The organism is Williamsia sp. M5A3_1d, assembly GCF_053345315.1.
In genome coordinates this window covers 961,259-984,345 of the sequence record NZ_JBKEZX010000002.1, presented here as the reverse complement: position 1 = coordinate 984,345, position 23,087 = coordinate 961,259, and the positions used below count along the sequence as shown (strand labels likewise).

The following is a 23,087-nucleotide window of genomic DNA, read 5'->3' as shown; positions in this document are numbered from 1 at the left end:
GGAGCGTCAGGACCACCCACGCGGCGCACCACGCTCCTACCATCGCCACCATGACCGGTCGACCGAATTCCCTGGGTGAGTACCTCCGTGCTCGGCGAGAGCTCATGAGTCCTGAGAGGGCCGGCTTCGCTGCCGGAGGGGTGCGCCGCACTCCCGGTCTGCGTCGGGAGGAGGTCGCACTGCTCGCCGGGATCAGCGCGGACTACTACCTGCGCCTCGAGCAGGGGCGCGATCGCAACCCGTCGGTCCAGGTCGTCGACGCGCTGGCGCGGGTCCTCGACCTCGACAGCGCAGCCACCGAGCACCTTCGCCTCCTGGCGAGTTCGACTCCCCGCACGTCTCGGGGCACACGGCGGGCCGCCGTACCCGAAGGCGTGCGGGCCCTGCTCGACGTGATCGGCCTGCCGGCGTTCGTGGAGAGCCGGTCGTTCGAGGTGCTCGCGGCCAACCCGCTGGCGACCGCGGTGTCGCCCGCGATCACCGTGGGGACCAACCGGCTGCGATCGGTTTTCCTCGATCCTGCCGAGCGGGAGCTCTGGGCTGACCGGACCCGCATCACGCGTGGGATGGTCGCCGGCTTCCGGGCCTCGGTCGGCACCGACGTCGACGATCCGTCGATCACCCAGCTCGTCGGAGAACTGTCACTGCGCAGCGATGAGTTCCGGGCGCTGTGGGCGCGGCACGATGTCGCCGAACTCGGTGGCGGCACCGTACGGCTCGACCATCCGGTGGTGGGGGCGATGGACCTCCGGCGCGAGAAGCTGCCCCTGGCCGGTACCGGTGGCCAGATCCTCGCGATCTACCACGCGGCGGCCGGCTCGGAATCGGAGGCGAAGCTGGCGACCCTCCGTGATCGGGTGTCGGCGGCGGACGTTCTCACCGTCGCGGATCAGGCGTAGGCCCAGGCGCCGGGAATCGTCTCGGTCGTCGTCTCGGGAAGGTTCCCCGGACGTGACGGTGATTCCCTCCGTCGCTCAAAGGACGTTGCGCCGGTACGGCAGTGGCGAGATAATCGTCGGTGAACACGTGTTGTCATTGGGATAGGGGAGACCATGTCGATCTTGGATTCGTTGTCGCGCAGCAGGGCCGTGCAGTTCTCCGCGGTGTTCGTCGCGACGTACGTGGTGTTCGCCGTCTTCGGATACACGCGGGCAATCGCCGAGGAGCGTTCCTTCCAGTAGGAGCGATCCTGAGGAGATCACCGTCGAAGGCTCGAACTTCCTGAACTCAGTGGGACATCGCGTGGTCGACGAGTATTGCGAGCTCGGACTCGACATCGTCGAGGGCGTCGAGTGACCGCTGCGCGAGGGCCATGACGACCGCCCCTTCGACGGCCGCGACGATGGTCGTCGCGAGTGTGTTCGCCCTCGTCGCGCTCACGCCATGGTTGCGCATCGTGTCGGTGAGGAGTTCGTGCCAGCGGGCGAAGGCCTCACCCGCGGCCGTCGCGGCCTCCGGCGCAACCGATCGTGCCGTGGCGGCGGCGGCGACCGGGCAGCCGGCTTCGAAGTCGGTGCTGCTCAGAAGTGTCTTCCAGTGGGAGATGAACTGTGCCAGCGCGTCCCGCGGCTCACCGGAGCAGAAGTGCTCGATCTGTCCGGCGATCCACTGCCCGCTCCAGCGGGTGGCCTCGGCCACGAGTTCGGGTTTGCCGCCGGCGAAGTGGAGGTAGATCGACCGCCGCGACACCTTGCTGTCGTCGAGGATGTCGGCGATGCCCGCGGCGGCCACACCGCGACGCTGCATGAGACCGACGGTGCTCAGGATGAGCTTGTCGCGAACCGACACGATGACCTTCCCGTCGCGCCGACAGGGATCAGAGACGCGAACAGATTGAACAATACCAATCGGTCTACTACCCTCCCGACTATAACGATCGGTCTACACGCTGATCGCGGAGCCTCTGGAGGGTGGGCGGAATGGCACATGTGAAGCGGTTCGACGCGGTGGTGGTGGGAGCGGGACTCGGTGGACTGTCGGCCGCCGCCTACCTCGCGGCAACAGGCAAGACGGTGATGGTGCTCGAGCGCTACACCGCACTCGGCGGCTCGTCGCACGTGTTCCGTCGGAAGAACGCCTGGGAATTCGACTGCGGCGTCCACTATCTGGGCGAGTGCGGACCGGGCGGAACGATCTCGGCGGTGTTCGCCGGGCTGGGGCTCGACGACCGGATCGAATGGCTGCCGATGGATCAGGACGGCTTCGACCGGATCATCGCCCCCGGATTCGAACTCGCCACCCCGGTGGGATGGGATCGCTACCTCGAGAACCTGCTCGCGGCGTTCCCCGATGAACGTAAAGCCGTGCGTCGATTCCACTCGATCATGCGCAAGATCGGTGAGTCGGGTGGCCGCGACAACCTCGGGTCGGCATCGGGGCTCGCCCGCTGGGCCGCGCGTGCGGGCTGGGCGGCACCGTTCATGTTGCTGCCGCACGCGGTCACCCTCGCCGCGTGCGGGTTGTCGCCGCGCGCCATCCTTGCGCTGTCGGTGCAGTGCGGTGCGTTGGCCAGTACCCCCGACATCCTGCCCACCGCGGCGATGGCCCAATTTCTGAGCGATTACGTCGGCACCGGGTCGTACTACCCGAAGGGCGGAGGTCAGGTGCTCGCCGCGGGTTTCGCGGAGGTGATCACCTCCCACGGCGGATTCATCCGCACGCACAGCGAGGTCTCCGAGATCGTGATCGAGGGCGGGCGCGTCACCGGTGTGCAACTCCTCGACGGGGAGGTCATCCCCGCGCCGGTGGTGGTGTCCGACGCCGACATCATCAAGACCTACACCGATCTCGTCGGACTGGCGCACCTGCCCGCGCTCCTGCGGCGCCGTGTGGAGCGGTGGAAGATGTCGCAGCCGTTGATCAACGGGTTCGTCGGTGTCGATCTCGACCTGGGCGACCGGCCCAACAGCAACTACTTCGCGATCCCCTCCTGGGACGATGCGACGTCGTTGCGTTCGCTCGCCCGTTTCGGCCCACATGTCGGCGGAGGCAAAGGGTTCGACAACGGCGCGGACTGGGCACGAGCCATGGCATCGCGCCAACCGATGTTCGTGCAGTCATCATCGCGACGGGACCCGTCCCACACCCGCGCCGCGCCGCGCCGCCGGGGCATTCCACGATCGAGGTCCAGACCATCACACCGAGCCACCCCGCTTTGTGGGGTCACTCCGGATACGACCTCGCCACCGGCGAGTACCGCGAGAGTCCGGACTACACCGAGATCAAGAAGATCGTGCTGGACGGCATGTTCGACCGCATGGAGCAGGCCTTCCCGGGGTCGTCATCGAAAGTCGTTCTCGCCGAGCTGGGGACGCCGGCGACGCAGACCCGATTCGTCAACAACACCCGCGGTGCCGCCTTCGGTCTGCAGACACGAGCCACCCAGATCGGACCCTTGCGCCCCACGAGTGCCACGCCCATCCCGGGCCTGTTCACCGTCGGGACGAGCACCGCGTGGGGGCCCGGTACGGTCGGCGCGATGTACAGCGGGGTGATGGCCGCGGGCGCCATCACCGGTCGCGACCTCCTCGGCGAGATCCGTTCGGGTGCGGTGATCGCCGACGCGGGATCCCTCGCGCAGTGGCCCGCGGACTTCGACGCGCTGACGGCGACCCGGAGCCTCAAGGACACCTCGGGGGATCGCTGATACCGACGAGACCGGGCGTCGGTGCGAGAGGATCCGATCGTGACCGTTTCCGAACTGAGAGGCTCACCCATGCCCGAATCCCCCTCGCGTGACCGCACGTTGGCGGCGCTGTTCGTCGCCGCCTTCATCGGTCAGAACGCGATCGCCCTGCCCTATGTTCGTGAGCATGGTTGGCGATCGGCCGCAGACTTCTTCGTCGGCGACATCCACTCGACGGTGCCCGGCCGCTTCGCGATGGTCGACCTCGCCTTCGTGGTTGTGTCTTTCCACGTGTGGGCGTTCTCCGAGGCCCGTCGAATGAAGATGACGCGCACCTGGGCGGTCTCGTTCGTAATGACCTTCAGCGTCGGCATCGCCACCGCGATCCCGTTCTTCCTGCTCGCTCGCGAACGTCGGTCGCGTCAGCTGGAAGCGCGATCGGCGTAGGGCGGAGGAGAGATACCGCTCGATAGGGCACGCGCGGCCCCGACGGTGAGATCGGGACGCGTCATGGGGTGGCGATTCGGCCCTTAATCGGATACGGTCAGTTCCGGAACCAGTCGGTCCGTTAAGGGGCGGGCGTGGCGAAGGAGAAACATGACGACGTCGAAGGCCGCACAGCCCGGCCGCGTGAGTCCACGCGGCCGTCGCCGGGACCCGCGTCTGGACACGGCGATCCTCGATGCGGCCCTGGAGGTCGTCGCCGAGGTGGGTTACGCGGCGACGACGGTCGCAGCGGTGGTGGAGCGCGCCGGAGCTGGCAAGGCTGCGGTCTATCGCCGGTGGGAGTCGAAGAAGGATCTGGTGCTGGCTGCGGTGCAGCATCTGCAGGCCGGCGAGGCCACGGTCTCGGCCGATCCCCCCGACACCGGCTCTCTACGAGGGGATCTCGTCGCACTGTCAGCTCCGACCGCCGCCACCGAACAGGCACAGAAGTTACGCGTCGTCCGCGGGCTGTCGTCGATGTTGTCGGCCGAGCCGGAACTGGCCGAGGCGGTCGGCGGGGTGATCGTGGCGCCGTGGACGGCGGCGATGCGGGTACTGCTCGCCAGGGCCGTCGAGCGCGGCGAGGCGCAACCGCAGGGGGACCTCGATGTGCTGGCGCAGGTGCTGCCGTCGATGGCCGCCTACCGGGTCATCGTGGGTGGCGAGCCGATCGATCAGGAGTTCCTGATGACGCTCGCGGACAATGTCCTGTTGCCCGCGTTGAACATTCGCTCCACACCTCCACGGAGATCCCCGCTGAGAGGAAGTCGCCGATGAGGTACCGACCGCTCGGTCGAACCGGTGTGCAGGTCAGCACCCTGAGCCTGGGCACGATGATGTTCGGGGCGTGGGGGAACACCGATGTCGACGAGTGCGTATCGATCGTCCACCGCGCTCTCGACGCGGGCGTCAACGTCATCGACACCGCCGACCTCTACGGCCACGGCGATGCCGAACGCATCGTCGGGCGGGCACTCGTCGGACGCCGTGACGATGTGGTGTTGACCAGCAAGTTCCACAACCCCATGGGCGACGACGTGAACGCGCGAGGGAACTCACGGCGCTGGATCATGCGCGCCGTCGACGACAGCCTCCGACGGCTGGACACCGATCACCTCGATCTGTACCAGGTTCACCGGCCAGACCCCACCACAGGCATCGACGAGACCCTCGCCGCGCTCACCGACCTGCAGCGCGCGGGAAAGATCCGCTACTTCGGTACCTCGACGTTTCCCGCCCACGAATTGGTGGAGTCCCAATGGGTTGCCGAGCGTCGGGGGTTGAGCCGATTCGTCACCGACCAACCGCCGTACTCGATCTTCGCTCGCGGCATCGAGGCCGATGTCCTGCCGGTCGCTCAGCGTCACGAGCTGGGGGTGCTGACCTGGTCACCCCTGGGTGGGGGCTGGTTGTCGGGTCAGTACCGCAAGGGTGTCGAGATCCCGACCAGTGATCGCGCAGACCTCATGCCCGGTCTGTTCGACGCGGCCGCTCCGCACAACGCCGGCAAGCTCGACGCCGCGGAAGCCCTCGCCTGTCTCGCAGAGGAATACGGCATGTCGTTGATCCACCTGGCTCTGGGATTCGTGCTGTCGCATCCCGCGGTCAGCTCCGCGATCATCGGCCCTGCGACCGTGGCACACCTCGAAAGCCAGCTCGCTGCCGCTGATCTGGTCCTCGATGACGAGATCCTCGACCGCATCGACGAGATCACCCCACCCGGCCACAACATGACCGATCGCGACGCCGGATACACCCCACCCGCTCTGACAGACAACGAAGCGCGCCGCATCCCCGCTCGTGGGGCATCCCGCGTATCTGCCTGATTCGTCGGCCCCCGACGACCTTCGACAGCCATCCCCACCTCCGACCACATAGGGAGATCTCCATGTTCAACGTACTTTCCGACATCAACTGGCCGGCGGTACTCGGGGCGTTCGTGGTCTCGGTGATTCTCGCCGGCGTCTACTTCCCCGTCCTCATCGCCAAGCCGTACATCGTCGCCCTCGGCCGCGAGAACGCGCCAGAGCCCGAGTCGTCGGTCTCGCGCAATCTCGGACCGATCGTGTGCATCCTCGTCACCACCGTCACCAGCGCAGTCTTGCTGAGCGCGTTGGACATCACCGCAATCGGTGACGCCGTGGTGTTCGGCCTCATCGTCGGGATCGGATACCTGACGGCGATGACCTTCCAGATCGCGCTGAATCCGAACTTTCCGCGCCCGCTCTACTACGGGGTCATCAATGCGCCGTACTTCATCCTCAGCAGCGTGCTCACGAGCGTGATCATCGTGGCGATCGGCTGATCCGGCGGTGCCTCGACTCCGGGCGGAGGATCGATGTCACTCGTCGGCGCCCCGGGATCGCAACAATGCCCAGTGACGCAGACGTTCGCTGACTGTGTGCTCGTACCCGTTGTCGGTCGGTTCGTAGAAGGTCTCCCGCGCAACGCCATCGGGTAGGTAGTCGGCACCGGAGAAGCCGGTGGCGGTGTCAGGGTCGTACTGGTATCCATCCCCGTAACCGAGGTCTTTCATCAAGCGCGTCGGGGCGTTGAGGATGTGCGCAGGAGGCATCAGAGAGCCGGTGCGTTTCGCGGCTGCGCGAGCCCTGGTGAAGCCCCGATACACGCCGATCGATTTGGGTGCGGTCGCGAGGTAGAGCACCGCATGGGCGATCGCGAGTTCACCCTCGGGAGAGCCGAGCCGCTCGTACACATCCCATGCGGCGAGTGCCTGCTGTACCGCTTCCGGGTCGGCGAGGCCGATGTCTTCCACGGCGAACCGGGTGATGCGACGGGCGATGAACAAGGGGTCCTCGCCGCCGTCGAGCATGCGTGCCAGCCAGTACAGCGCGGCGTCGGGATCGGAGCCGCGCATCGACTTGTGCAGTGCCGAGATGAGGTTGTAGTGGCCCTCCTGGGACTTGTCGTACAGCGGCGCCCGCTTCTGCACCGCGGCGGCGAGCGCAGCGGTGTCCACCGGCTCCGGCAGCTGCGCGAGTTGCTCGATCATGTTCAGCAGATAGCGGCCGTCGCCGTCGGCGAGGGCGATCAGAGCGTGGCGTGCGTCGGCGGTGAGCGGAAGCGGCCGCCCGAGAAGCTCCTCGGCCCGCGCGACGAGACTCTGCAGGGGAGTGTGATCGAGGCGATTGAGGACGAACACCTGACAGCGTGACAGCAGAGCCCCGTTCAGTTCGAAACTGGGGTTCTCGGTCGTCGCACCGACGAGGACGATGGTGCCGTCCTCGACATACGGCAGGAACGAATCCTGCTGCGCCCGGTTGAACCGGTGGATCTCGTCGACGAACAGCATTGTGCCCGTCCCGATCTCCCGCCGACGCTGAGCGGTCTGGAAGACCTTTCGGAGGTCGGCGACACCTGCGAAGGTGGCCGACAGCGGTTCGAACGCCAGGCCGCACTCCTCGGCGAGAAGCCGCGCGATGGTGGTCTTGCCGCATCCGGGTGGGCCCCACAACACCATCGACACCAGTCGCCTGGCCGCGATCATCCGGCCGATGGGTGCATCGGGTGCGATGAGATGGTCCTGACCCACGACGTCGGCGAGGGTGCGCGGGCGCAGGCGGTCGGCCAACGGGCGGGACGAGTCGTCGACCTCGAACAACGACGGTTCTTCACCCACGGCGGCCACCTACTTCGGTTGTCTGTGCTCCACAGGACAGTAGACGGGCGCAACGACGCCGGGTGTGAACAAGCGTCGCCAGATGGTGCCGACGGTGTCGACGAAGCCCGGTACAGACTCCGCTGCGCTCCCGCGGGTTCGCCAGACGATGTGGCCGTCGGCGCGAACCACCACCGCGCCGCGTGTGCCCACCTCGTAGAGATCGATGGCGCTCTCCCGTGCTGTCGCATCGCCCAGATCGACCACACGGGTCGTCAACGGGGACAGCGCCTCGGCCGCGTTCTCGAGCGCCGACGCCCACGCCGCGGGATCGAAGGTGAAAACGGTCAGCGTCGTGGTGGCGGAGTCGACGAGCTCGAGAGTCGAACGCGGTCCGTCAGGGGTGTCGATCACCGTGTGCGGAAGACGCCCGCCGGGCCGCGTGTTCGGGCGGTACTCGATGACGTCGTCGGAACCGATGGCGGGCTCGCGTTCACCGGGCTCGCTGGAGATGAGCGCGCCGGTGTAGCGGTAGCCGTACTCGAGCCCGGTCGAGACGAAGTGGGCGAGCTGACCCGGGATGTCGCCGGCGACGAGGTCGCGGACGCGTTGCGCCCACCGACTCGTCGAGCCGAGGACCTTGGTGCGGGCCAGTCCGCCGCGCATGATCCGGTCCGCGAGCGGCGCCGCGACGCGTCCCGGCAGCCACGTCAACGGCCGTCGCGACATCGCGGTGGTCGCGCGCTGCAGCATCTTGTTGGTGACCCCGAAATGGCGCGTCGCGGAGTCGAGCTCGAAGTGGTTGGCGACGCTGTGCCGGGCGAACAGATCGATCACCGGGCGCCGTTCCGCCTCGTAGGTGTCGATGAGCCGATCGCTGGCCGCGCCGCGGAGGACGGCATCGAGTTTCCACGCGATGTTGTGCGCGTCCTGTACACCGCTGTTGAGTCCGTAACCGCCCGTGTGCGGGAACCGGTGTGCGGCATCCCCGGCGAGGAGGAGTCGTCCCCGACGGAACGTCTCGGCGGTCTGCGACGTCATCGTCCATGTCCCCGTCGAGACGATGTCGAACCCCACGCCGTCACCCAGCACCTCGGGAAGTGTTCTGGCCCAGTACTGCTCGCGCGCGCGTGCCACCTCCTGATCGGGGTGCAGGTAGGTGTTCATCAGCACGTAGTGATCGTCGGCGTGCGCGATCAGTACACCGGCGAAGCCCGGCTGGTAGATCCAGCTCAGGAGGGGGCGACCGCCGGCGCGGTAGAGCCCTGGCGCGCGGAAGAACGCACTTCCCATGCGGGCGAGCACGGGACCGGTCATGTCGATACCGGCCGCCTCCCGCAATTCGCTGTTGGCGCCATCGGCGCCGACGACATAGCGAGCGGTCACCCTCTCGCCGGTGCTCATCGTCGCGACAACCGAGTCGGCGTCGTGGTCGACGGCCACCACTCGGGTGGCCCGCTGGAAGTCGATCAACGGCTCCCGGTCGAGTGCAGACCACAGCACCGGCATCAATTGATGTTGTCCGACGTGGGAGATGAGGAAGTCGCTGTGCGACGTGACCCGCGCGAGTTGTTCAGGCCGGGACGCGAGGTCGATCTCGCCGAGCGGTGGACCGTGCAGATCCGAACACCAGCGGATGAGGTTGACGGACTCGATGGGAGGTGCGAGTCCGGCAATCTGTTCGGCCAGAGCGGGGTCGGCCTCGCGCCAGATCTCCAGTGATCGCCCGTGGATGACGTGCGCAGCGGGATGGGTGAGCGCATCGGACCGTCGGTCGACGACGATGGTGGGAATGCCGCGGCGGGCGAGCAGCAACGCGGCGGTGGCCCCCGTCGAGCCGGCCCCGGCGATCAGCACCGGCACCGGAGCAGAGTCGTTCACAGCGTTCGAAAGGTGATCGCGCGCTTGTTGACCCGCGGCCTCGTACCCGGACGCACTCCGGCGTCGCGTCGCAGCAGCGACTCCGTCGGGGCGCCATCACGCAGTCGTTCGAGCAGGTAGGACGGATCGATGGTGACCCCGATCGGGTTGGCCTCGAACTCGCGGCTGGAGAAGAACTCCGCGGTCGCCTCGGGCGTGGGGAAGTTCTCGGTCTGGAACTCCAGACGGATGCCGTCGGGATCCTCGTAGTACAGCGATGTGGTGGGGCCGTGATTGATCGACCACACCGGCATGATGCCCCTGGCGGCGAGGCGTTCGTAGTTGAGCAGCAACGGTTCCAGTGAGTGGTAGGTGAACGCGAGGTGGTCGATGCCCAGCACCTTGCGTCGGAACCTGGCCAGCGGGAACAGGTACCGCAGCACCGGTGGGACCTTGACCAGCGCCAGGCGGTGGCTCTCGTCGTCCCAGGTGAGGAACGCGATCTGACCGTCCTCGTGGACGACATGCGCGCCGAGAACCGTGGAGTACCACTCGATCATCTCCTTGGGGCGCGGTGTTTTCACCACGAAGTGCGCGAGCAGGTTCGGCGCGAGGGCTGTCGTGGTCGGGGCGGGACTGGGTGTTTTCGAGGGCATGTCGGCTCCTGGTTCAGCTCGGTGCGACGATCGGCGTGCGTTGCTCACCGAGATCGAGCACGCCGTCGGAGGATCGGATGGTGGCGGTCACGGTGTCACCGGGCTTGAGGAAGGGGCCGTCGAGGTTGCGGCGGATGAACAGCTTCCACATCACATGCTCGGGTAGCAGGGCCGTGGCGAGTCGTCGCACGATGGCCGGCGGAGACTTGGCCGCGGTCCCGTGCGGGGTCCCGGTCAAGACCACGTCGCCCACGGCGAGATCGCTGAAGGTGCTCAGTTCGCTGAGCGACTCCGCGGGACGGTAGACGAAGTTGGCGGTGGTGTCGGTCTGGCGGAGGTCGCCGTTGACGTGTAGCCGCAGCACCAGGTCGTCGAGTCGGTCGTAGTCTCGGTCGTCGAGGATCGCCAGCACCGGGCCCAGTGGACAGAATCCCCGGTAGCTCTTGCCTTTCAGGTACTGCCCCTGCGGCAGTTGCACGTCGCGAGCCGACAGGTCGTTGGCGATGGTCACTGCGACGACATACTCGCGCAACGATTCCTCGGTGATCGTGACCGGCTCGGTGACGGCCTTGCCCATCACCAGCGCCAGTTCGATCTCGTGGTCGAGCAGTCGCACGTGTGCCGGGCGGGTCACCGGTGCGTGTGGTCCGGTGACCGAGGCGTCGGTCTTGTCGAAGAAGAGGTTGAACGCGCGATTGTCGGGATCCATGCCGGAGTCGATCGCGTGCTGCCGGAAGTTGGCGCCCTGGCACAGCACCCGACACGGGGTGGTGACGGGGGAGCGCACCTCGACGGCGTCGAGCTGATGGGTCGGCGGTCGCGATGCCGCGGCCGTCCAGTCGTCCCGCCCGTTCTGGAGCAGGTCCGAGGTCGTCTCGTAGCGACCTTCCAGCGCGGTGATCCCGGCAGGCGACACCACCCCCCAATGCACCTCGCTCTCGGTCGCAAAGCGGCTGAGATTGATCGCCATCGTCTGCACTCCGTCCGTGGTGGATGTCGGAGCCAGGCTAACCCGTTCGCTGAACGACGGTCAATGAATGACGATCAGTTGATGGTTTCGGGACCCCCCAGGGCGGCGGCGGCGTGCAGTGTGGCGAGTGGTCTGCGCAGGTCAGGGCACCCGCTCAGGTTCTCGACGCCCTTGAGTGCGCCGATGCCGATCTCGATGAACGACGTGACGAGTGCGTCGACGGGTATCGGATCGGGATCGTTCAACCACCACGACGACGCCTCGTCGAACGCAGCCACCAGGGTGGTGCCGACGAACTGCATGAGCCGGTTGGTCGCGTCGAGTTCCAGTGATCCCGCCAAAGCGGTCAGCGCCCGAGTGCGTCCTCCGTCGGACACGGCGGCGACCGTCGGATCGGGGTGTCGGCGCCCGACGATCAGTCGCAGCGCGACACCTCGATGGGTCGCGAGATACTCGAGGTGGGTGCGCAGTGCGGCACGGATGACGGTCGGGGTGTCGGCACCGACCGGTGTGGTGAACGCAGAATCCATCTGCGCGACAACCTCATCGAGGACGGCACGGTAGATGCCCTCCTTGTTCGAGAAGTGATGGAACAACAGTCCGTGCGCGACGCCTGCGCGAGTGGCGATGTCCGCGATCGTCACATCGCCGTAGTCACGTTCGGCGAACAGTTCGGAGGCCGCAGCCACCATGCGGTCGCGCGTGGCGGCCTTCTGCGCGGCGCGCGACGTGGCGCGACGAGGCTTGTCCCTGTCGTCCGTCATTTCTCGAAACCCCACGTGGCCACGCGACGACTGTAGTCGCCCACGTTCAGCCCACCATTGCGAATCCCGCTGCGCGGGTGATAGAACTTCGTTATGCATGCCGTGAAGGGGCCGTTCGGTGAGGCTTCGAAAGAGTCGCCGTCGTGATGGCCCGGTCGCACTGGTGGCGGCTCGTGGCGCTGCTCGTGGTCGGTGTGTCGGCCCTCGCGCTGGTCGGCCTGCGGTACGCCCGACTCGACCGCTACGCCGGTGGGACGTACACCGTCCATGCGGATTTCGCCGACTCCGGCGGCATCTTCACCAACGCCGAGGTCACCTATCTCGGCGTACCCGTGGGTCGGGTCGGTTCGCTCGAACTGCGGCCGGACGGCGTGCGAGTGAATCTCGAACTCGACACCGACAGGCCGAGGGTGCCGGCCAGTGCGCAGGCGGTCGTGGCGAACCGGTCCGCCATCGGCGAGCAGTACGTCGACCTGCGGCCGGCTCGTGTCGGTGCGCCGTTTCTCGCCGCCGGCGCGGTCATCTCCGACACCACCGTCCCGACGCCGATTCAGGATGTACTCGCCTCCGCGGTGGACGTCACCGAATCGGTCCCCATCGACGACCTGCGCACGGTGGTCACCGAGTTGGGCAAAGCGTTCGACGGCAACGGAGAGAACCTGCGTGTCCTGGTCGACTCGCTCGCAAAGCTGTCGCGTTCGGGCAACGACAATCTGGCGCAGACCATCTCGCTGCTACGCAACGGCAACACCGTGCTCGCGACCCAGGCCGAACAGTCCGACGCGATCGGCGACTGGGCAAAGAATCTCGACTCCGTCACCGCGCAGTTGGCGACGAGCGACCCGGATCTCCGGCGACTGCTGACGAGCGGTCAGACGAGCGCCACCGAACTGTCCGCGCTGATCGACCGCAGCGGCGACGACCTGACCAGCGTGCTCCGGAATCTGGCGCGCGACGTCGGAAACGTCAAGGGCACGTTCTTCAGCATCGGGCCGATCCTCACCATGCTGTCGTCGGTCTCGGCCGGCAGCTACTCCACCGCGGTCGGCGACGGGGTGCTCCGGTTCGGCACGACGCTCGAGACAGGCAATCCGGCGGCATGCACGGTCGGCTACGACTCCATGAGCGACGTGATCGCACGGGAGCGCCGCAAGAATCCGGACTTCGACATCAACTACGACGACTACCCCTTCAACACCAACGCCAGATGCGCGGTTCCGCAGGGGAATCCGACATCGGTCCGAGGTGCAGCACGTGCACAGTTCGCGGATCCGAACCTGCCGCAACCCTGGGACCGCAATCCGAAGAAGGATCCCGACAGGTTGAACCTCAACCCGATCGCTGCTCAGATCTCCACGCTGCTGGGGGTGGCCCCCCGGTGACATCGGTGACTGCGCGACGATCGACGGGGCTTCAGTCCAGTAAGCGGAGACAGTTGACGCGACCTGCGGCCAGGACCTCGTCCGAGGCGGCCGGGTCGGAGATCGCGCGCGCCAGTTGCATCGTCGCGACGAGCGTCGTGATCAACCCGATGGCCTTCACCCGCGCAGCGGCGGGTTCGGGGGAGTGGATGCGCTCGGCCAGAAGGGCGATGATCTGCTCGATCTCGGTGGTGTACGACCCGCGCACAGTGTCTTTCGATCGTGAGATGTCGGTGAGAAGGGCGGCCGAGGGGCACCCGTCCGCGGGGTGATCGCGATGGTCGGTGGACAGGTAGTCGGCGATGAACGCCTCGAGCGCGGCTCGACTGTCTGCCAGTGACGCGATGGAGTCGTGCTGGGTGCGGAGCTGATCGGCGACAGCGGCCGCCACGAGGTCGGTCTTCGAACCGAAGTGCGCGTAGAACGCGCCGTTGGTCAGCCCGGCGTCCGACATGAGAGTGCTCATGCCCGATCCGTCGATCCCGTCGGTCTTCAGTCGGCGACCCGCGGTCTCGATCATGCGGGCGCGCGTCCGCTCTTTGCGGGTGTCCTGGCGTGCCATCGGTCCCCCTTTCCGACTTTCGTCGAATGCTTGCGCACCAGCGATCGTAGTGCATATTCTTACGATCATCATATTACGATCGTAAGAACTACGGAAGGACCGAGATGGCCTCGCTGCGAGATCCTCTGCCCCTGCCCTGCGGACTGGTGCTGCCCAACCGCATCATGAAGGCGTCGATGAGCGAGGCGCTCGGTGGACCCGACAATGAACCGGACCACCGGCTCGAGCGGCTGTACCGCACCTGGTCGACGGGCGGCTACGGGCTGCTGATCACCGGCAACGTGATGGTCGACCAGGCGCAGCTCGGCGAGGTGGGCAACGTGGCCATCGAGGACGAGCGTCACCTCGCGGCGCTGACGTCGTGGGCCAAATCCACGAAGGACGCCGGCGTCCCGATCTTCGTACAGCTCAATCATCCCGGGCGACAGGCGAACCCGCTGTCCATCGGTCACACCCCGGTCGCGCCCAGCCCGGTCGCGCTCAACCTGCCCGGATCGGCCACCCCTCGTGAACTGACCGGCGCGGAGATCGTCGACATCATCGACCGGTTCGCCGAGGCCGCCGTGGTGTGCGAGACCGCCGGATTCGACGGCGTCCAGATCCACGCCGCGCACGGATATCTCGTCACCCAGTTCCTGTCGCCGCTGACCAACCTCCGCACCGACGAGTGGGGCGGCGACCCCGAGCGGCGCCGACGATTCCTCCTCGAGATCATCCGCGCGGTCCGCGCTCGGGTGTCGCCGTCCTTCGCGGTGGCGGTGAAGCTGAACTCGGCGGATTTCCAACGTGGTGGTTTCACCGAGGCCGAGTCGCGCGACGTGGTGGCGAGCATGGCCGACCTCGACGTCGACCTCATCGAGATCAGTGGCGGCACCTACGAGGCGCCCGCCATGTCGGGCTCTGCTGCCGAGAGCACCCGCGCGCGTGAGGCGTACTTCCTCGACTATGCGCATGAGGTCCGCTCGGTCGCCGGCGACATACCGCTCGCCGTGACCGGCGGGTTCCGCACTGAGGCAGGCATGTCCGAGGCGATCGAGTCCGGTGATTGCGACGTCGTCGGGATCGCGCGACCGACCGTGCTCGACGCCGCCGCCGCCAGTTCGGTCCTCGACGGTCGCACGCGAACCCTGGTGACGAAAGACGTACGGATACCGCTCCGTTCAGTGCTGTCGAAGGTCACCGACCCAGGGGCTATGGAGAGCGTGCTCGGCATCGGTTGGCACACCGATCAGCTGCACCGCATGGGGGCGGGCCGCGCGCCCGATCCCGATCGTGGACGACTGCGGACGGCGGTCGCGATGGTGCGCCGCAACGGCCGGATCACCCTCAACCCGCGTCGCGGTACGCGGTGAGGCGCGAGCGTCGTGACCTCCGCGGCACCGTGGCGGTCGTGACCGGTGGCACCAGCGGTATCGGTGCGGCGACGACCGATGAGTTGGTGCGTCGCGGCGCGCGGGTGGCCGTCATCGACCTCGCCCCGGACACGGCTCGGCTGGTCGCCGAGCGTCACCGCTTCGGTGCGATGGGCGTGGTCGCGAACGTCACCGACCGGGCCGCGCTGGCCACGGCGATGGACGAGGTCGTGGAACGGTTCGGGCGCATCGACATCGTCATCGCCAACGCCGGTGTCCTCGCCCGGACGGCCACGTTGCGCACCACCCCGCCCGAGGCGATCGACCGGCTCTTCGCGGTCAACCTGACCGGTGTCGTGAACACCATTCAGGCCGCGCTGCCCCAGGTGATCGAGAACAAGGGCCAGATCGTGCTGCTCAGTTCGGTGTTCGCGTTCCTCAACGGGATGGCGACCATCCCGTATGCGATGAGCAAGGCGGCGATCGAACAGCTCGGCCGTGGCCTTCGCGTCGAGATGGCCGCGCACGACGTCACCGTGACCACCGTGTACTTCTCCCTCATCGACACACCGATGATCCAACAGGGAATCGACGGCGACACCACAGCCGGCGACGTGATGAAGGTGCTGCCGCGCCCGCTGCTGAAGCGTCTGACACCTGCTGCTGCGGCCGGGGCCATCGTCGACGGGCTCGAGAAGCGCTCGCCGCGCGTCATGCGGCCGGCCCGCTGGATCCCGTTCTCGGTGGCGCGCGGCGTCATCGGTCCGACTCTCGATGCTGCGCTGCTCCGCGACACCCGCCTCCGAGGTCTCCTCGCCGTCCTCGACTCCCGACAACCACCCGTCCAGTTCCGCACGACCACCACCAAGGAGAACCAGCTGTGAATGCCACCCGACTCGCCACCACATGGCACGATGCGCCCACGAAGTTCGTCAACGTCGGCGGACTGCCCTTCGCCTACCGTGAACTAGGCCCCGTCGGCGGCGTGCCGGTGGTGTTCCTGCACCACTTCACCGCGGTACTCGACGACTGGGACCCCCGCGTCATCGACGGTGTCGCCGCGGGTCATCACGTCATCACCTTCGACAACCGCGGGGTCGGCGCCAGCGGCGGATCGGTCCCGTCGGACCTGGATGCGATGGGTGCCGACGCGGTGGCCTTCATCCGCGCGCTCGGCTACGACGAGGTCGACCTGATCGGCTTCTCGTTGGGAGGTGCGGTCGCGCAGATGGTTGCACTCCAGGCGCCCGAGCTCGTCCGCAAGATCGTCCTGACCGGTACCGGCCCGCGCGGGGGTGGCGGCATCGACAAGATGGCGCGCATCGTCGGCTGGGCGTACCTGAAGGCGATTCTGGCGCGCAAGGATCCGCGACACTTCCTGTTCTTCCCGCGGACCAAGGAGGGCAAGCGCGCGGCGAACGACTACTTCGCACGCCTCGCCGAGCGAACCGAAGATCGCGACCAGCCCATCTCAGCGTGGGCGGGTATCGCCCAGCTGCGGGCGATCGTGCGGGGCGGCAAGTCGACGCCCGATGACCTGTCGGTCATCACCCAGCCCGCATTCGTCGCCAACGGTGACCACGACTTGATGGTCGCCAGCGAGCACTCGGTCGATCTGGCCCGGCGTCTGCCCAACGCTCAGGTGACCATCTACCCCGACTCCGGGCACGGCGGGATCTTTCAGTACCACCACGAGTTCGTACCCACGGTGGTCGAGTTCCTCGACAGCTGAATCGCGACCGCGACGCCGGGTGCTGCTCGATGCAGCGAGCAGCACCCGGCCCCCGTGACTCGACACCGTCGGCGATGGCCGTCGCGGCGACGTGAGGTTCGATGCGTTTGCGCATCACCGACGGGTTGGTCGCGAACAGCTCATGCAGATGCGGGTCGACGTTGATCCCCGCGTGTACTTCTCGTTCGGGCGTAGCCGCTCATCGGACCGCTTCTGGGTCGCCGAGCCCTCCGACCGCGGACTGCTGGCTCGCTGCGAGGGCCTTTTTGTCGATCTTGCCGACAGCGTTGCGCGGCATCGAAGTCACGACCTGAATCGTCGTCGGCCGCTTGAATCTGGCGAGGCTGGATTCGCACAGTCGGTACAGGCCGGCGACGTCAGGGGATGTGTCAGGGGTGGGTTCGACGAACGCGACGACCACCTCGCCCCAGCGGTCGTCGGGCATCCCGATGACCGCGGCTGACATCACCGTCGGGTCGCCGGTCAGGACATCCTCGATCTCCTTGGGATAGATGTTCTCGCCACCGCGGATGATCAAGTCCTTGGACCGCCCGACGAGAACCAGGTAGCCGTCGTCGTCGAGCCGCCCGATGTCCCCGGTGTGCAACCACCCGCCGATGACCGTTCGCGCAGTGTCGTCGGGTCGACCGAGGTAGCCGCGCATCACATTTGCGCCCCTGATGACGACCTCGCCGGCCGAGCCGGTGGGCACCGGTGATCCGTCGACGTCGACGATGCGGATCTTTTGACCTGGCAGCGCCACCCCTACCGTCCCCGCCTTACGCTCACCCGCAATCGGGTTCAGGGTCGAGGCACACGTTCCCTCCGACAGGCCGTATCCCTCGATGAGCGGGAACCCGTACCGTTCCTCGAAGTGATCGAGGAGTGCTGATGGGGCCGGCGCCGCGCCACAGAAGGCGAAGCGGATCGATGAGGTGTCGGGCTGTACCGAGTCCGGGAGGGCGACGAGCATGCTGAAGATGGTGGGCACGCCCGAGAAGTAGGTGGGTCGGTGTCGCTCCACGTCGGCGAAGAACGTCCGCGGATCGAAGCGATCGGCGATGACAACGCTCGCGCCGGCCGACAGTGGGGTGAGCACGCTGACCACGATGCCGTTCACGTGGAACAGCGGCAGGATCAGCAGGCAGCGGTCGGATTCGGTGAGACCGATTGCCGAGCGGCTCATCTCGGCCATCGCCGCGATGTTGCGGTGATCGAGCATCACCCCTTTCGGCGCACCGGTGGTGCCCGATGTGTAGATGAGCAGCGCGATGGCGGAATCGTCGTCCACGACTGCGGACTCCGTCGCCGACACCTCGGTCGACAGACCTGAGACGGCGAGCACCGCGCAGTGCGCGTCGGGAGCCTCCGCGTCATCGTCGATCACGACGAGTGCGGCTCTGGAATCGTCGAGCTGCCGGACGACCTCTCGGCTGGTGGAGGCGGGATTGACCGGCGTGATCGACGCCCCGCACCGCCATGCCGCGAACATCAGAACCACGAACTCGACACGGTTGGCCAGAACCGCCGCCACGACGTCGCCTCTGCCGACCCCTAGACCATCGAGCTGCGCGGCAACGGCACGCACTCGACGGAGCAGTCCGGCGTTGTCGAGGGACTGGCGCGAATCAGCCACTGCGGGCCCGTCTGGCGCCATCTCGGCGCGGCGATCGAGAAGGCTCGTGAAGGTCACGACGTCACCCCGAGGTGCTCGACGAGGAACGCGGTCTGGTCGGCGACCACCTGTTCGAAAGCATCACCGAGGTAGATGTCGAAATGTCCTGCGTTGTAACGCTTCACCTCACTGTGCGGGGCAGTCGCGGCGTACCGGAGGGTCTCCTCGGGTGGGGTCACCGAGTCGTGGTCGCACACGCAGAACAAGATCGGCATCGCCACGTTCTTCGCCGCTCGACCAGGCCGATGCATGCTGATCGTCGGGGCCACCCGCGCCGCGACCTGGTTGACGAACGTCGATGTCTCGGGGACCAGGGCCAGATATCCGGGCAGAGCGTCCGGCGCCGTCATCAACGCCCGGTCGCCGGGCGCGCCGGCCAGGGTCAGCAGCACGGGGTCACGTCGGGTGACCGCAGCGAGGACGTCGCGAGCGACCCGCGGCAGGAGTCGCGCGGTCCCGACCGGGCCGAGCGCCCGCGACGAGGCGGCTCCGTCGGTGAACGGGCACTGTGCGATCGCCGCACGCAGTTCGGGGTGACGGGAGGCGACGATGATCGCGTGGCCGCCTCCGAAGGAGCTTCCCCACACCGCGATACGGGTCCCGTCGACATCCGGCCGTGCCTTCAGGTGTGCTATCCCGGCGTCGAAGTCGGCGAGCTGCCTGGAGATCGAGAGCAGCTGGCGGGGCTCCCCAGTCGAGTCCCCGAAGTGTCGGTAGGTGAACGCCATCGCCGCGATCCCCGCCGCAGCGAAGCGTTCGGCGAATGCGTCGAGGCGCATCTCACGGGTAGCACCGAGGCCGTGTCCGAGAATGACGACAGGCGGGTTCTTCACACCGTCGGGTACGAACAGCCATGCTGCGCAGGTGTCGCCATCGGACTCGAATGAGATATCGAGGCGGCGCACCGCGTGGGCCTGCGTCATCGCACCGACCGCCCCGCCGCGCCCGCGCCCCGCGTCGAACCGGCCCGGAGAACCTCCTCGTAGACGCCCGGTTGATAGAGGGGTAGTTCACCCGATGCGTCGGTGTTGGCCATGTAGTCGAGCATGAGCTCCTGGCCGATGTCCGACAGTGCTGTGGCCAGGAACTCCGATCGCTCGACGTGCAGGCCCTCCTCGAGGCCGGCCGATCCGCCGAAGTAGACCGCTCGCTTGACCGCTGCCCGTGACGGCTTGGGGCGCGACCCAAATCGTTCGGCCAGCTCGATCGCTCGACCGAGTACCTCGTCAGGGGCGACGACGTCGTCCACCGCGCCGGCATCGAGGGCTTCGGCCGGTGACATCGGGCGGCCTTCGAGGATGGCCAGCAGACCCCGGTGATTACCGATGAGTCGCGGGAGGCGTTGGCTCCCGCCGCCGCCGGGCATGATGCCGAGCAGGACCTCGGGCTGTCCGACGAAGTAGTCGCCATCGGCCATGACGCGGAGGTCGTTCGCCCAACAGAACTCGGCGCCCAGGCCGAGCGCTGACCCGTTCATGGCTGCCACGAAGATGACCCCGCTGCGGTTCATCTTGAGGAACGTCCGATGGGTCCGTTCGAGTTGGACAGCCGGCCACAGCGGAGTCCTGCCGAGTGCGGCCTGTGCCCCGGCGACCTTGTCGGCCGCACGGGCGACCCGAGCCAGCATCGATGCGCCGGCGACGCTGACCGAGGGGACTGCTGCACCCCCCTCCTGCAGCCATCGAACCTCGGCGTGACTGATGAAGCGACCGGGGTGGGTGCCGGTGAACACCACTGCGTGGGTGTTCGGATCGGCGTCGGCGCGGTCGACGAGATCGTCGAGCTGTTCGGCCAACTGGTTACCGAACAGTCCCAGAGGTCCTCCGTCGATGTGTGCGACGAGAACCGGCCCCCGATCGTCGATGGTCAGTTTTCCCTGCACTTCACGCGTCATCGTGCGTCCCTCTGTTCGGTTCCGGTCACTCGCTTGCAATCTACAATAACCAAGTTATCGTGATTGGCAACACGTTTTCGAGCGCTGGGAGATCGACATGACGAGGACCGACCACCGAGACCGGGACGGCGTGCACGACTACGACTGGATCGTGATCGGCTCGGGTTTCGGCGGTAGCGTCGCCGCTCTCCGCCTGGCCGAGAAGGGTCACCGGGTCGCGGTGCTCGAACGCGGCCGTCGTTACGACGACAGCGACCTGCCCACCTCGACCTCCGATCGGCGTCGCTTCATCTGGTCACCTGCGCTCGGACTGCGAGGCATCATGCGCAACCGGTTGTTCGGGCACGTCTTCAGCACCTGTCAGACCGGGGTCGGCGGCGGGAGCCTGGTGTACGGCGGCGTGCTGTTCCGGCCGCAGAACCGCTTCTATGAGGATCCGCAGTGGCAGGGGTTGGCGCCGTGGGAAGGACGTCTCGCAGAACACTTCGACACAGCCGAACACATGTTGGGAGCAACGCGGACGCCCTGGGATTCCGCCGCCATGGGGCTGACTCGCGAGGTCGCCGCCGCCTTCGGCACCGCCGAGAGCTTCGCGCCGGCGCCGGTGGGTGTGTTCTTCGGGATGCCGGGAAAGACAGTCCCCGACCCCTATTTCGGTGGAGAGGGGCCGGATCGGGCCGGGTGCACGCGGTGCGGCCAGTGCATGGTCGGGTGCCGGGTCGGTGCCGCGAACCGTTTGACCAAAAACTACCTGTGGTTCGCCGAGAAGCGTTCCGCGACGGTGATCGCTGAGTGCGAGGTCGTCGACGTCGCCACCCTCGGTGCGCTCGACGGCAGCGGCGGCTATCGGGTCACGACCCGTCGGCCGGGCCTGCTGGGCAGGACCGAGTACGTCACCACCGGCGGTGTCGTGTTCGCCGGAGGCGCCATCGGCACGAACGAGTTGATGGCCGACTGCAGGGCGCGGGGATCGCTGCCACGGATCAGCGATCGACTCGGAAAGCTGGTGCGCACGAACAGTGAAGCGGTGATGACCGTGTTGCTGCCCGAGGACCAGGAGACGTGGCGGGACGTGGCGGCCAGTTCGCGGGCGATGGTCGACGAGAACACACAGGTGGAACTGCTCACCTACGGCACCCGAGCCGACCTCATGCGGTGGTTCTTCACGATCATCCCCGGCGCCGGCTCAGAGGTGCCGAATGTCGTCGGCTGGTTGACCACCGTCGTGCGACACCCTCTCCGGTGGCAGGCCACGCTCCGGTCCGGATGGAGTCGGCGCACGCTGATGATGTTGGTCATGCAGGCGCGGGACAACGCGATCGAACTGCGCCCGCGGCGAAAGTTGTTGGGCCGGGGATATCGGCTGGTGAGCGCACGCGACACGCGACGACCCGCACCGACCCATCTCGAGCAGGCCCACGCGGTTGCCGGCTGGCTCGCCGAGCGGACCGGTGGAATCGCGCAGAGCAGTGTCTTCGAGGCTGTGGGCAAACGTCCGATGACCGCACACGTGGTGGGCGGCGCGGTCATCGGTGAGTCCGCGCGAACCGGTGTCGTCGACGCCGACCTGCGCGTGTTCGGCTATCAGAACATGGTCGTCTGTGACGCGGCGGCCCTGCCGGCCAACCCCGGCGTCAATCCCGCGCTCACCATCACCGCGCTGGCAGAGTATGCGATGGCGTCGGTGCCCCGGCGTGTCGACGCGGCAACCCCTGTCGGTGTCGTGGCGGGTCGAGCCCCAGAATGACGTCATGAACACCGCAGCACGCGATGCCGCACCCGCCAACGACACCGCCGAGCGATTGGTCGAGGCGGGGGTGCGCCTGCTGGCCGACAGCGGCCCGTCGGCCATCAAAGCGCGTGCGGTCGCCGCCGAGGCCGGCATGTCGAGCATGGTGGTCTACAACTATTTCGGCGGCGTACCAGAGCTGATGAACGCCATCGCCGACCGCGGTTTCACCCAACTCGAGGCCGCCTTCGCGGACCTACCCACGACGGGTGACCCGGTTGCCGACCTCTTTCGGATGGCCCTGGCGACTCGCGCGCAGGCTCAAGGCAACCCCCACCTGTACGACGCCATGTTCGGACTCTCGACACGCGCCACCTACCGACCGGCAGGCGAGAAGGACACCCGCCGTGCCGGCCGTTCCGACGCGTTCGGGCGGGCTTACGTTCTCGTCATCGACGCGTGCCGTCGACTGATCGAGGCGGAGCGGGTGCGATCCGCGCATCCAGACGTCGTCGCGGGCGCATTGTGGAGCATGGTGCACGGCTTCATCAGCCTCGAGTTGTCCGACCATTTCACGAATTTCGACGACCCCGTGGCCGAGGTCCTGACGCCCATGGCCATCACCTTCTGCGTCGGGATGGGCGACGACCCGGACGCGGCCCGCACTTCGCATCGTGTTGTGCTCGAACATCCATAGGCGATCACGGCAGCGTCACCGCCGACGCCGTCGGCGCATCGACGA

The 23,087-nt window shown here is 67.3% G+C and carries 24 protein-coding genes; 14 read left to right on the top strand and 10 right to left on the bottom strand.

Translation table 11 applies throughout. From position 1 onward, the window contains the following. Positions 1-50 precede the first annotated feature (50 nt). Together ACLBW1_RS12240 and ACLBW1_RS12235 are read left to right on the top strand one after the other, a co-directional pair. Positions 51-899, top strand: a complete 849-nt coding sequence (locus ACLBW1_RS12240; protein WP_447812084.1) for a helix-turn-helix domain-containing protein — start codon at positions 51-53, stop codon at positions 897-899. A 153-nt stretch (positions 900-1,052) separates the two neighbouring features. Then, complete coding sequence (locus ACLBW1_RS12235; protein ID WP_447812083.1) at positions 1,053-1,181, top strand: hypothetical protein; 129 nt, start codon at positions 1,053-1,055, stop codon at positions 1,179-1,181. 46 nt (positions 1,182-1,227) lie between these two features. Here ACLBW1_RS12235 and ACLBW1_RS12230 read toward each other — a convergent pair whose 3' ends face one another. Next, a complete protein-coding gene (locus ACLBW1_RS12230) occupies positions 1,228-1,788 on the bottom strand; it encodes a TetR/AcrR family transcriptional regulator (protein ID WP_447812082.1) in 561 nt (186 codons plus the stop codon). A gap of 131 nt (positions 1,789-1,919) precedes the next feature. Between ACLBW1_RS12230 and ACLBW1_RS12225 the strand changes: the two genes are divergently transcribed. The 6 genes from ACLBW1_RS12225 (at position 1,920) to ACLBW1_RS12200 (ending at position 6,416) form a co-directional block, all read left to right on the top strand. Then, entirely contained in the window at positions 1,920-3,494 is a 1,575-nt protein-coding gene (locus tag ACLBW1_RS12225) for an NAD(P)-binding protein (protein WP_447812081.1), read from the top strand. Beyond that, positions 3,479-3,646 (top strand): hypothetical protein, encoded by a 168-nt coding sequence (locus ACLBW1_RS12220; RefSeq protein ID WP_447812080.1) that lies wholly within the window; start codon positions 3,479-3,481, stop codon positions 3,644-3,646. The genes ACLBW1_RS12225 and ACLBW1_RS12220 overlap by 16 nt, the downstream gene beginning before the upstream one ends. A 69-nt stretch (positions 3,647-3,715) precedes the next feature. Beyond that, positions 3,716-4,072 carry a DUF2834 domain-containing protein gene (locus ACLBW1_RS12215; RefSeq protein ID WP_447812079.1) on the top strand — a complete coding sequence of 119 codons (357 nt, stop codon included), beginning with the start codon at positions 3,716-3,718 and terminating at the stop codon, positions 4,070-4,072. 150 nt (positions 4,073-4,222) lie between these two features. Further along, positions 4,223-4,888 carry a TetR/AcrR family transcriptional regulator gene (locus tag ACLBW1_RS12210; protein WP_447812078.1) on the top strand — a complete coding sequence of 222 codons (666 nt, stop codon included), beginning with the start codon at positions 4,223-4,225 and terminating at the stop codon, positions 4,886-4,888. After that, a complete protein-coding gene (locus ACLBW1_RS12205; RefSeq protein ID WP_447812077.1) occupies positions 4,885-5,937 on the top strand; it encodes an aldo/keto reductase in 1,053 nt (350 codons plus the stop codon). Before ACLBW1_RS12210 ends, ACLBW1_RS12205 begins: the two co-directional genes overlap by 4 nt. A 62-nt stretch (positions 5,938-5,999) precedes the next feature. Beyond that, positions 6,000-6,416 (top strand): DUF1761 domain-containing protein, encoded by a 417-nt coding sequence (locus ACLBW1_RS12200; protein ID WP_447812076.1) that lies wholly within the window; start codon positions 6,000-6,002, stop codon positions 6,414-6,416. A gap of 36 nt (positions 6,417-6,452) precedes the next feature. On the opposite strand, the gene ACLBW1_RS12195 is transcribed toward ACLBW1_RS12200, so the two are convergent. The 5 genes from ACLBW1_RS12195 to ACLBW1_RS12175 all read right to left on the bottom strand — a co-directional run bounded on the left by ACLBW1_RS12195 (position 6,453) and on the right by ACLBW1_RS12175 (position 11,980). Further along, a complete protein-coding gene (locus tag ACLBW1_RS12195) occupies positions 6,453-7,751 on the bottom strand; it encodes a replication-associated recombination protein A (RefSeq protein ID WP_447812075.1) in 1,299 nt (432 codons plus the stop codon). Positions 7,752-7,760: 9 nt separating this feature from the next. Beyond that, on the bottom strand, positions 7,761-9,593 hold the full coding sequence (locus tag ACLBW1_RS12190; RefSeq protein ID WP_447812074.1) for an FAD-dependent monooxygenase: 1,833 nt from the start codon (positions 9,591-9,593) through the stop codon (positions 7,761-7,763). 14 nt (positions 9,594-9,607) lie between these two features. Beyond that, positions 9,608-10,246, bottom strand: coding sequence for a VOC family protein (locus tag ACLBW1_RS12185; RefSeq protein WP_447812073.1), 639 nt, complete (start codon positions 10,244-10,246; stop codon positions 9,608-9,610). Between the two features lie 13 nt (positions 10,247-10,259). Beyond that, positions 10,260-11,216, bottom strand: a complete 957-nt coding sequence (locus ACLBW1_RS12180; protein WP_447812072.1) for a fumarylacetoacetate hydrolase family protein — start codon at positions 11,214-11,216, stop codon at positions 10,260-10,262. A gap of 74 nt (positions 11,217-11,290) precedes the next feature. After that, positions 11,291-11,980 carry a TetR/AcrR family transcriptional regulator gene (locus ACLBW1_RS12175; protein ID WP_447812071.1) on the bottom strand — a complete coding sequence of 230 codons (690 nt, stop codon included), beginning with the start codon at positions 11,978-11,980 and terminating at the stop codon, positions 11,291-11,293. Positions 11,981-12,126: 146 nt separating this feature from the next. Here ACLBW1_RS12175 and ACLBW1_RS12170 point away from each other — a divergent pair, with 146 nt between their 5' ends. Continuing rightward, the gene (locus ACLBW1_RS12170; protein WP_447812070.1) at positions 12,127-13,362 is read left to right on the top strand and encodes an MCE family protein; all 1,236 of its coding nucleotides are present in this window, start codon (positions 12,127-12,129) and stop codon (positions 13,360-13,362) included. A gap of 31 nt (positions 13,363-13,393) precedes the next feature. Here ACLBW1_RS12170 and ACLBW1_RS12165 read toward each other — a convergent pair whose 3' ends face one another. Next, positions 13,394-13,963, bottom strand: coding sequence for a TetR/AcrR family transcriptional regulator (locus ACLBW1_RS12165; protein WP_447812069.1), 570 nt, complete (start codon positions 13,961-13,963; stop codon positions 13,394-13,396). A gap of 104 nt (positions 13,964-14,067) precedes the next feature. Here ACLBW1_RS12165 and ACLBW1_RS12160 point away from each other — a divergent pair, with 104 nt between their 5' ends. From ACLBW1_RS12160 to ACLBW1_RS12150, 3 genes are read left to right on the top strand one after another with little or no spacing between them, the layout of a single operon-like run. Then, entirely contained in the window at positions 14,068-15,315 is a 1,248-nt protein-coding gene (locus tag ACLBW1_RS12160) for an NADH:flavin oxidoreductase/NADH oxidase family protein (protein ID WP_447812068.1), read from the top strand. A gap of 38 nt (positions 15,316-15,353) precedes the next feature. After that, positions 15,354-16,199, top strand: a complete 846-nt coding sequence (locus ACLBW1_RS12155) for an SDR family NAD(P)-dependent oxidoreductase (protein WP_447812067.1) — start codon at positions 15,354-15,356, stop codon at positions 16,197-16,199. Then, positions 16,196-17,047, top strand: coding sequence for an alpha/beta fold hydrolase (locus tag ACLBW1_RS12150; protein ID WP_447812066.1), 852 nt, complete (start codon positions 16,196-16,198; stop codon positions 17,045-17,047). Before ACLBW1_RS12155 ends, ACLBW1_RS12150 begins: the two co-directional genes overlap by 4 nt. A 199-nt stretch (positions 17,048-17,246) precedes the next feature. On the opposite strand, the gene ACLBW1_RS12145 is transcribed toward ACLBW1_RS12150, so the two are convergent. From ACLBW1_RS12145 to ACLBW1_RS12135, 3 genes are read right to left on the bottom strand one after another with little or no spacing between them, the layout of a single operon-like run. After that, entirely contained in the window at positions 17,247-18,740 is a 1,494-nt protein-coding gene (locus tag ACLBW1_RS12145) for a class I adenylate-forming enzyme family protein (protein ID WP_447812065.1), read from the bottom strand. Continuing rightward, a complete protein-coding gene (locus ACLBW1_RS12140; RefSeq protein ID WP_447812064.1) occupies positions 18,737-19,645 on the bottom strand; it encodes an alpha/beta hydrolase in 909 nt (302 codons plus the stop codon). The genes ACLBW1_RS12145 and ACLBW1_RS12140 overlap by 4 nt, the downstream gene beginning before the upstream one ends. After that, positions 19,642-20,616, bottom strand: coding sequence for an enoyl-CoA hydratase/isomerase family protein (locus ACLBW1_RS12135; RefSeq protein WP_447812063.1), 975 nt, complete (start codon positions 20,614-20,616; stop codon positions 19,642-19,644). Before ACLBW1_RS12135 ends, ACLBW1_RS12140 begins: the two co-directional genes overlap by 4 nt. A gap of 97 nt (positions 20,617-20,713) precedes the next feature. On the opposite strand from ACLBW1_RS12135, the gene ACLBW1_RS12130 reads away from it, so the two are divergent. Together ACLBW1_RS12130 and ACLBW1_RS12125 are read left to right on the top strand one after the other, a co-directional pair. Beyond that, the gene (locus tag ACLBW1_RS12130) at positions 20,714-22,363 is read left to right on the top strand and encodes a GMC oxidoreductase (protein WP_447812062.1); all 1,650 of its coding nucleotides are present in this window, start codon (positions 20,714-20,716) and stop codon (positions 22,361-22,363) included. 4 nt (positions 22,364-22,367) lie between these two features. Continuing rightward, on the top strand, positions 22,368-23,042 hold the full coding sequence (locus ACLBW1_RS12125) for a TetR/AcrR family transcriptional regulator (RefSeq protein ID WP_447812061.1): 675 nt from the start codon (positions 22,368-22,370) through the stop codon (positions 23,040-23,042). Positions 23,043-23,087 lie beyond the last annotated feature (45 nt).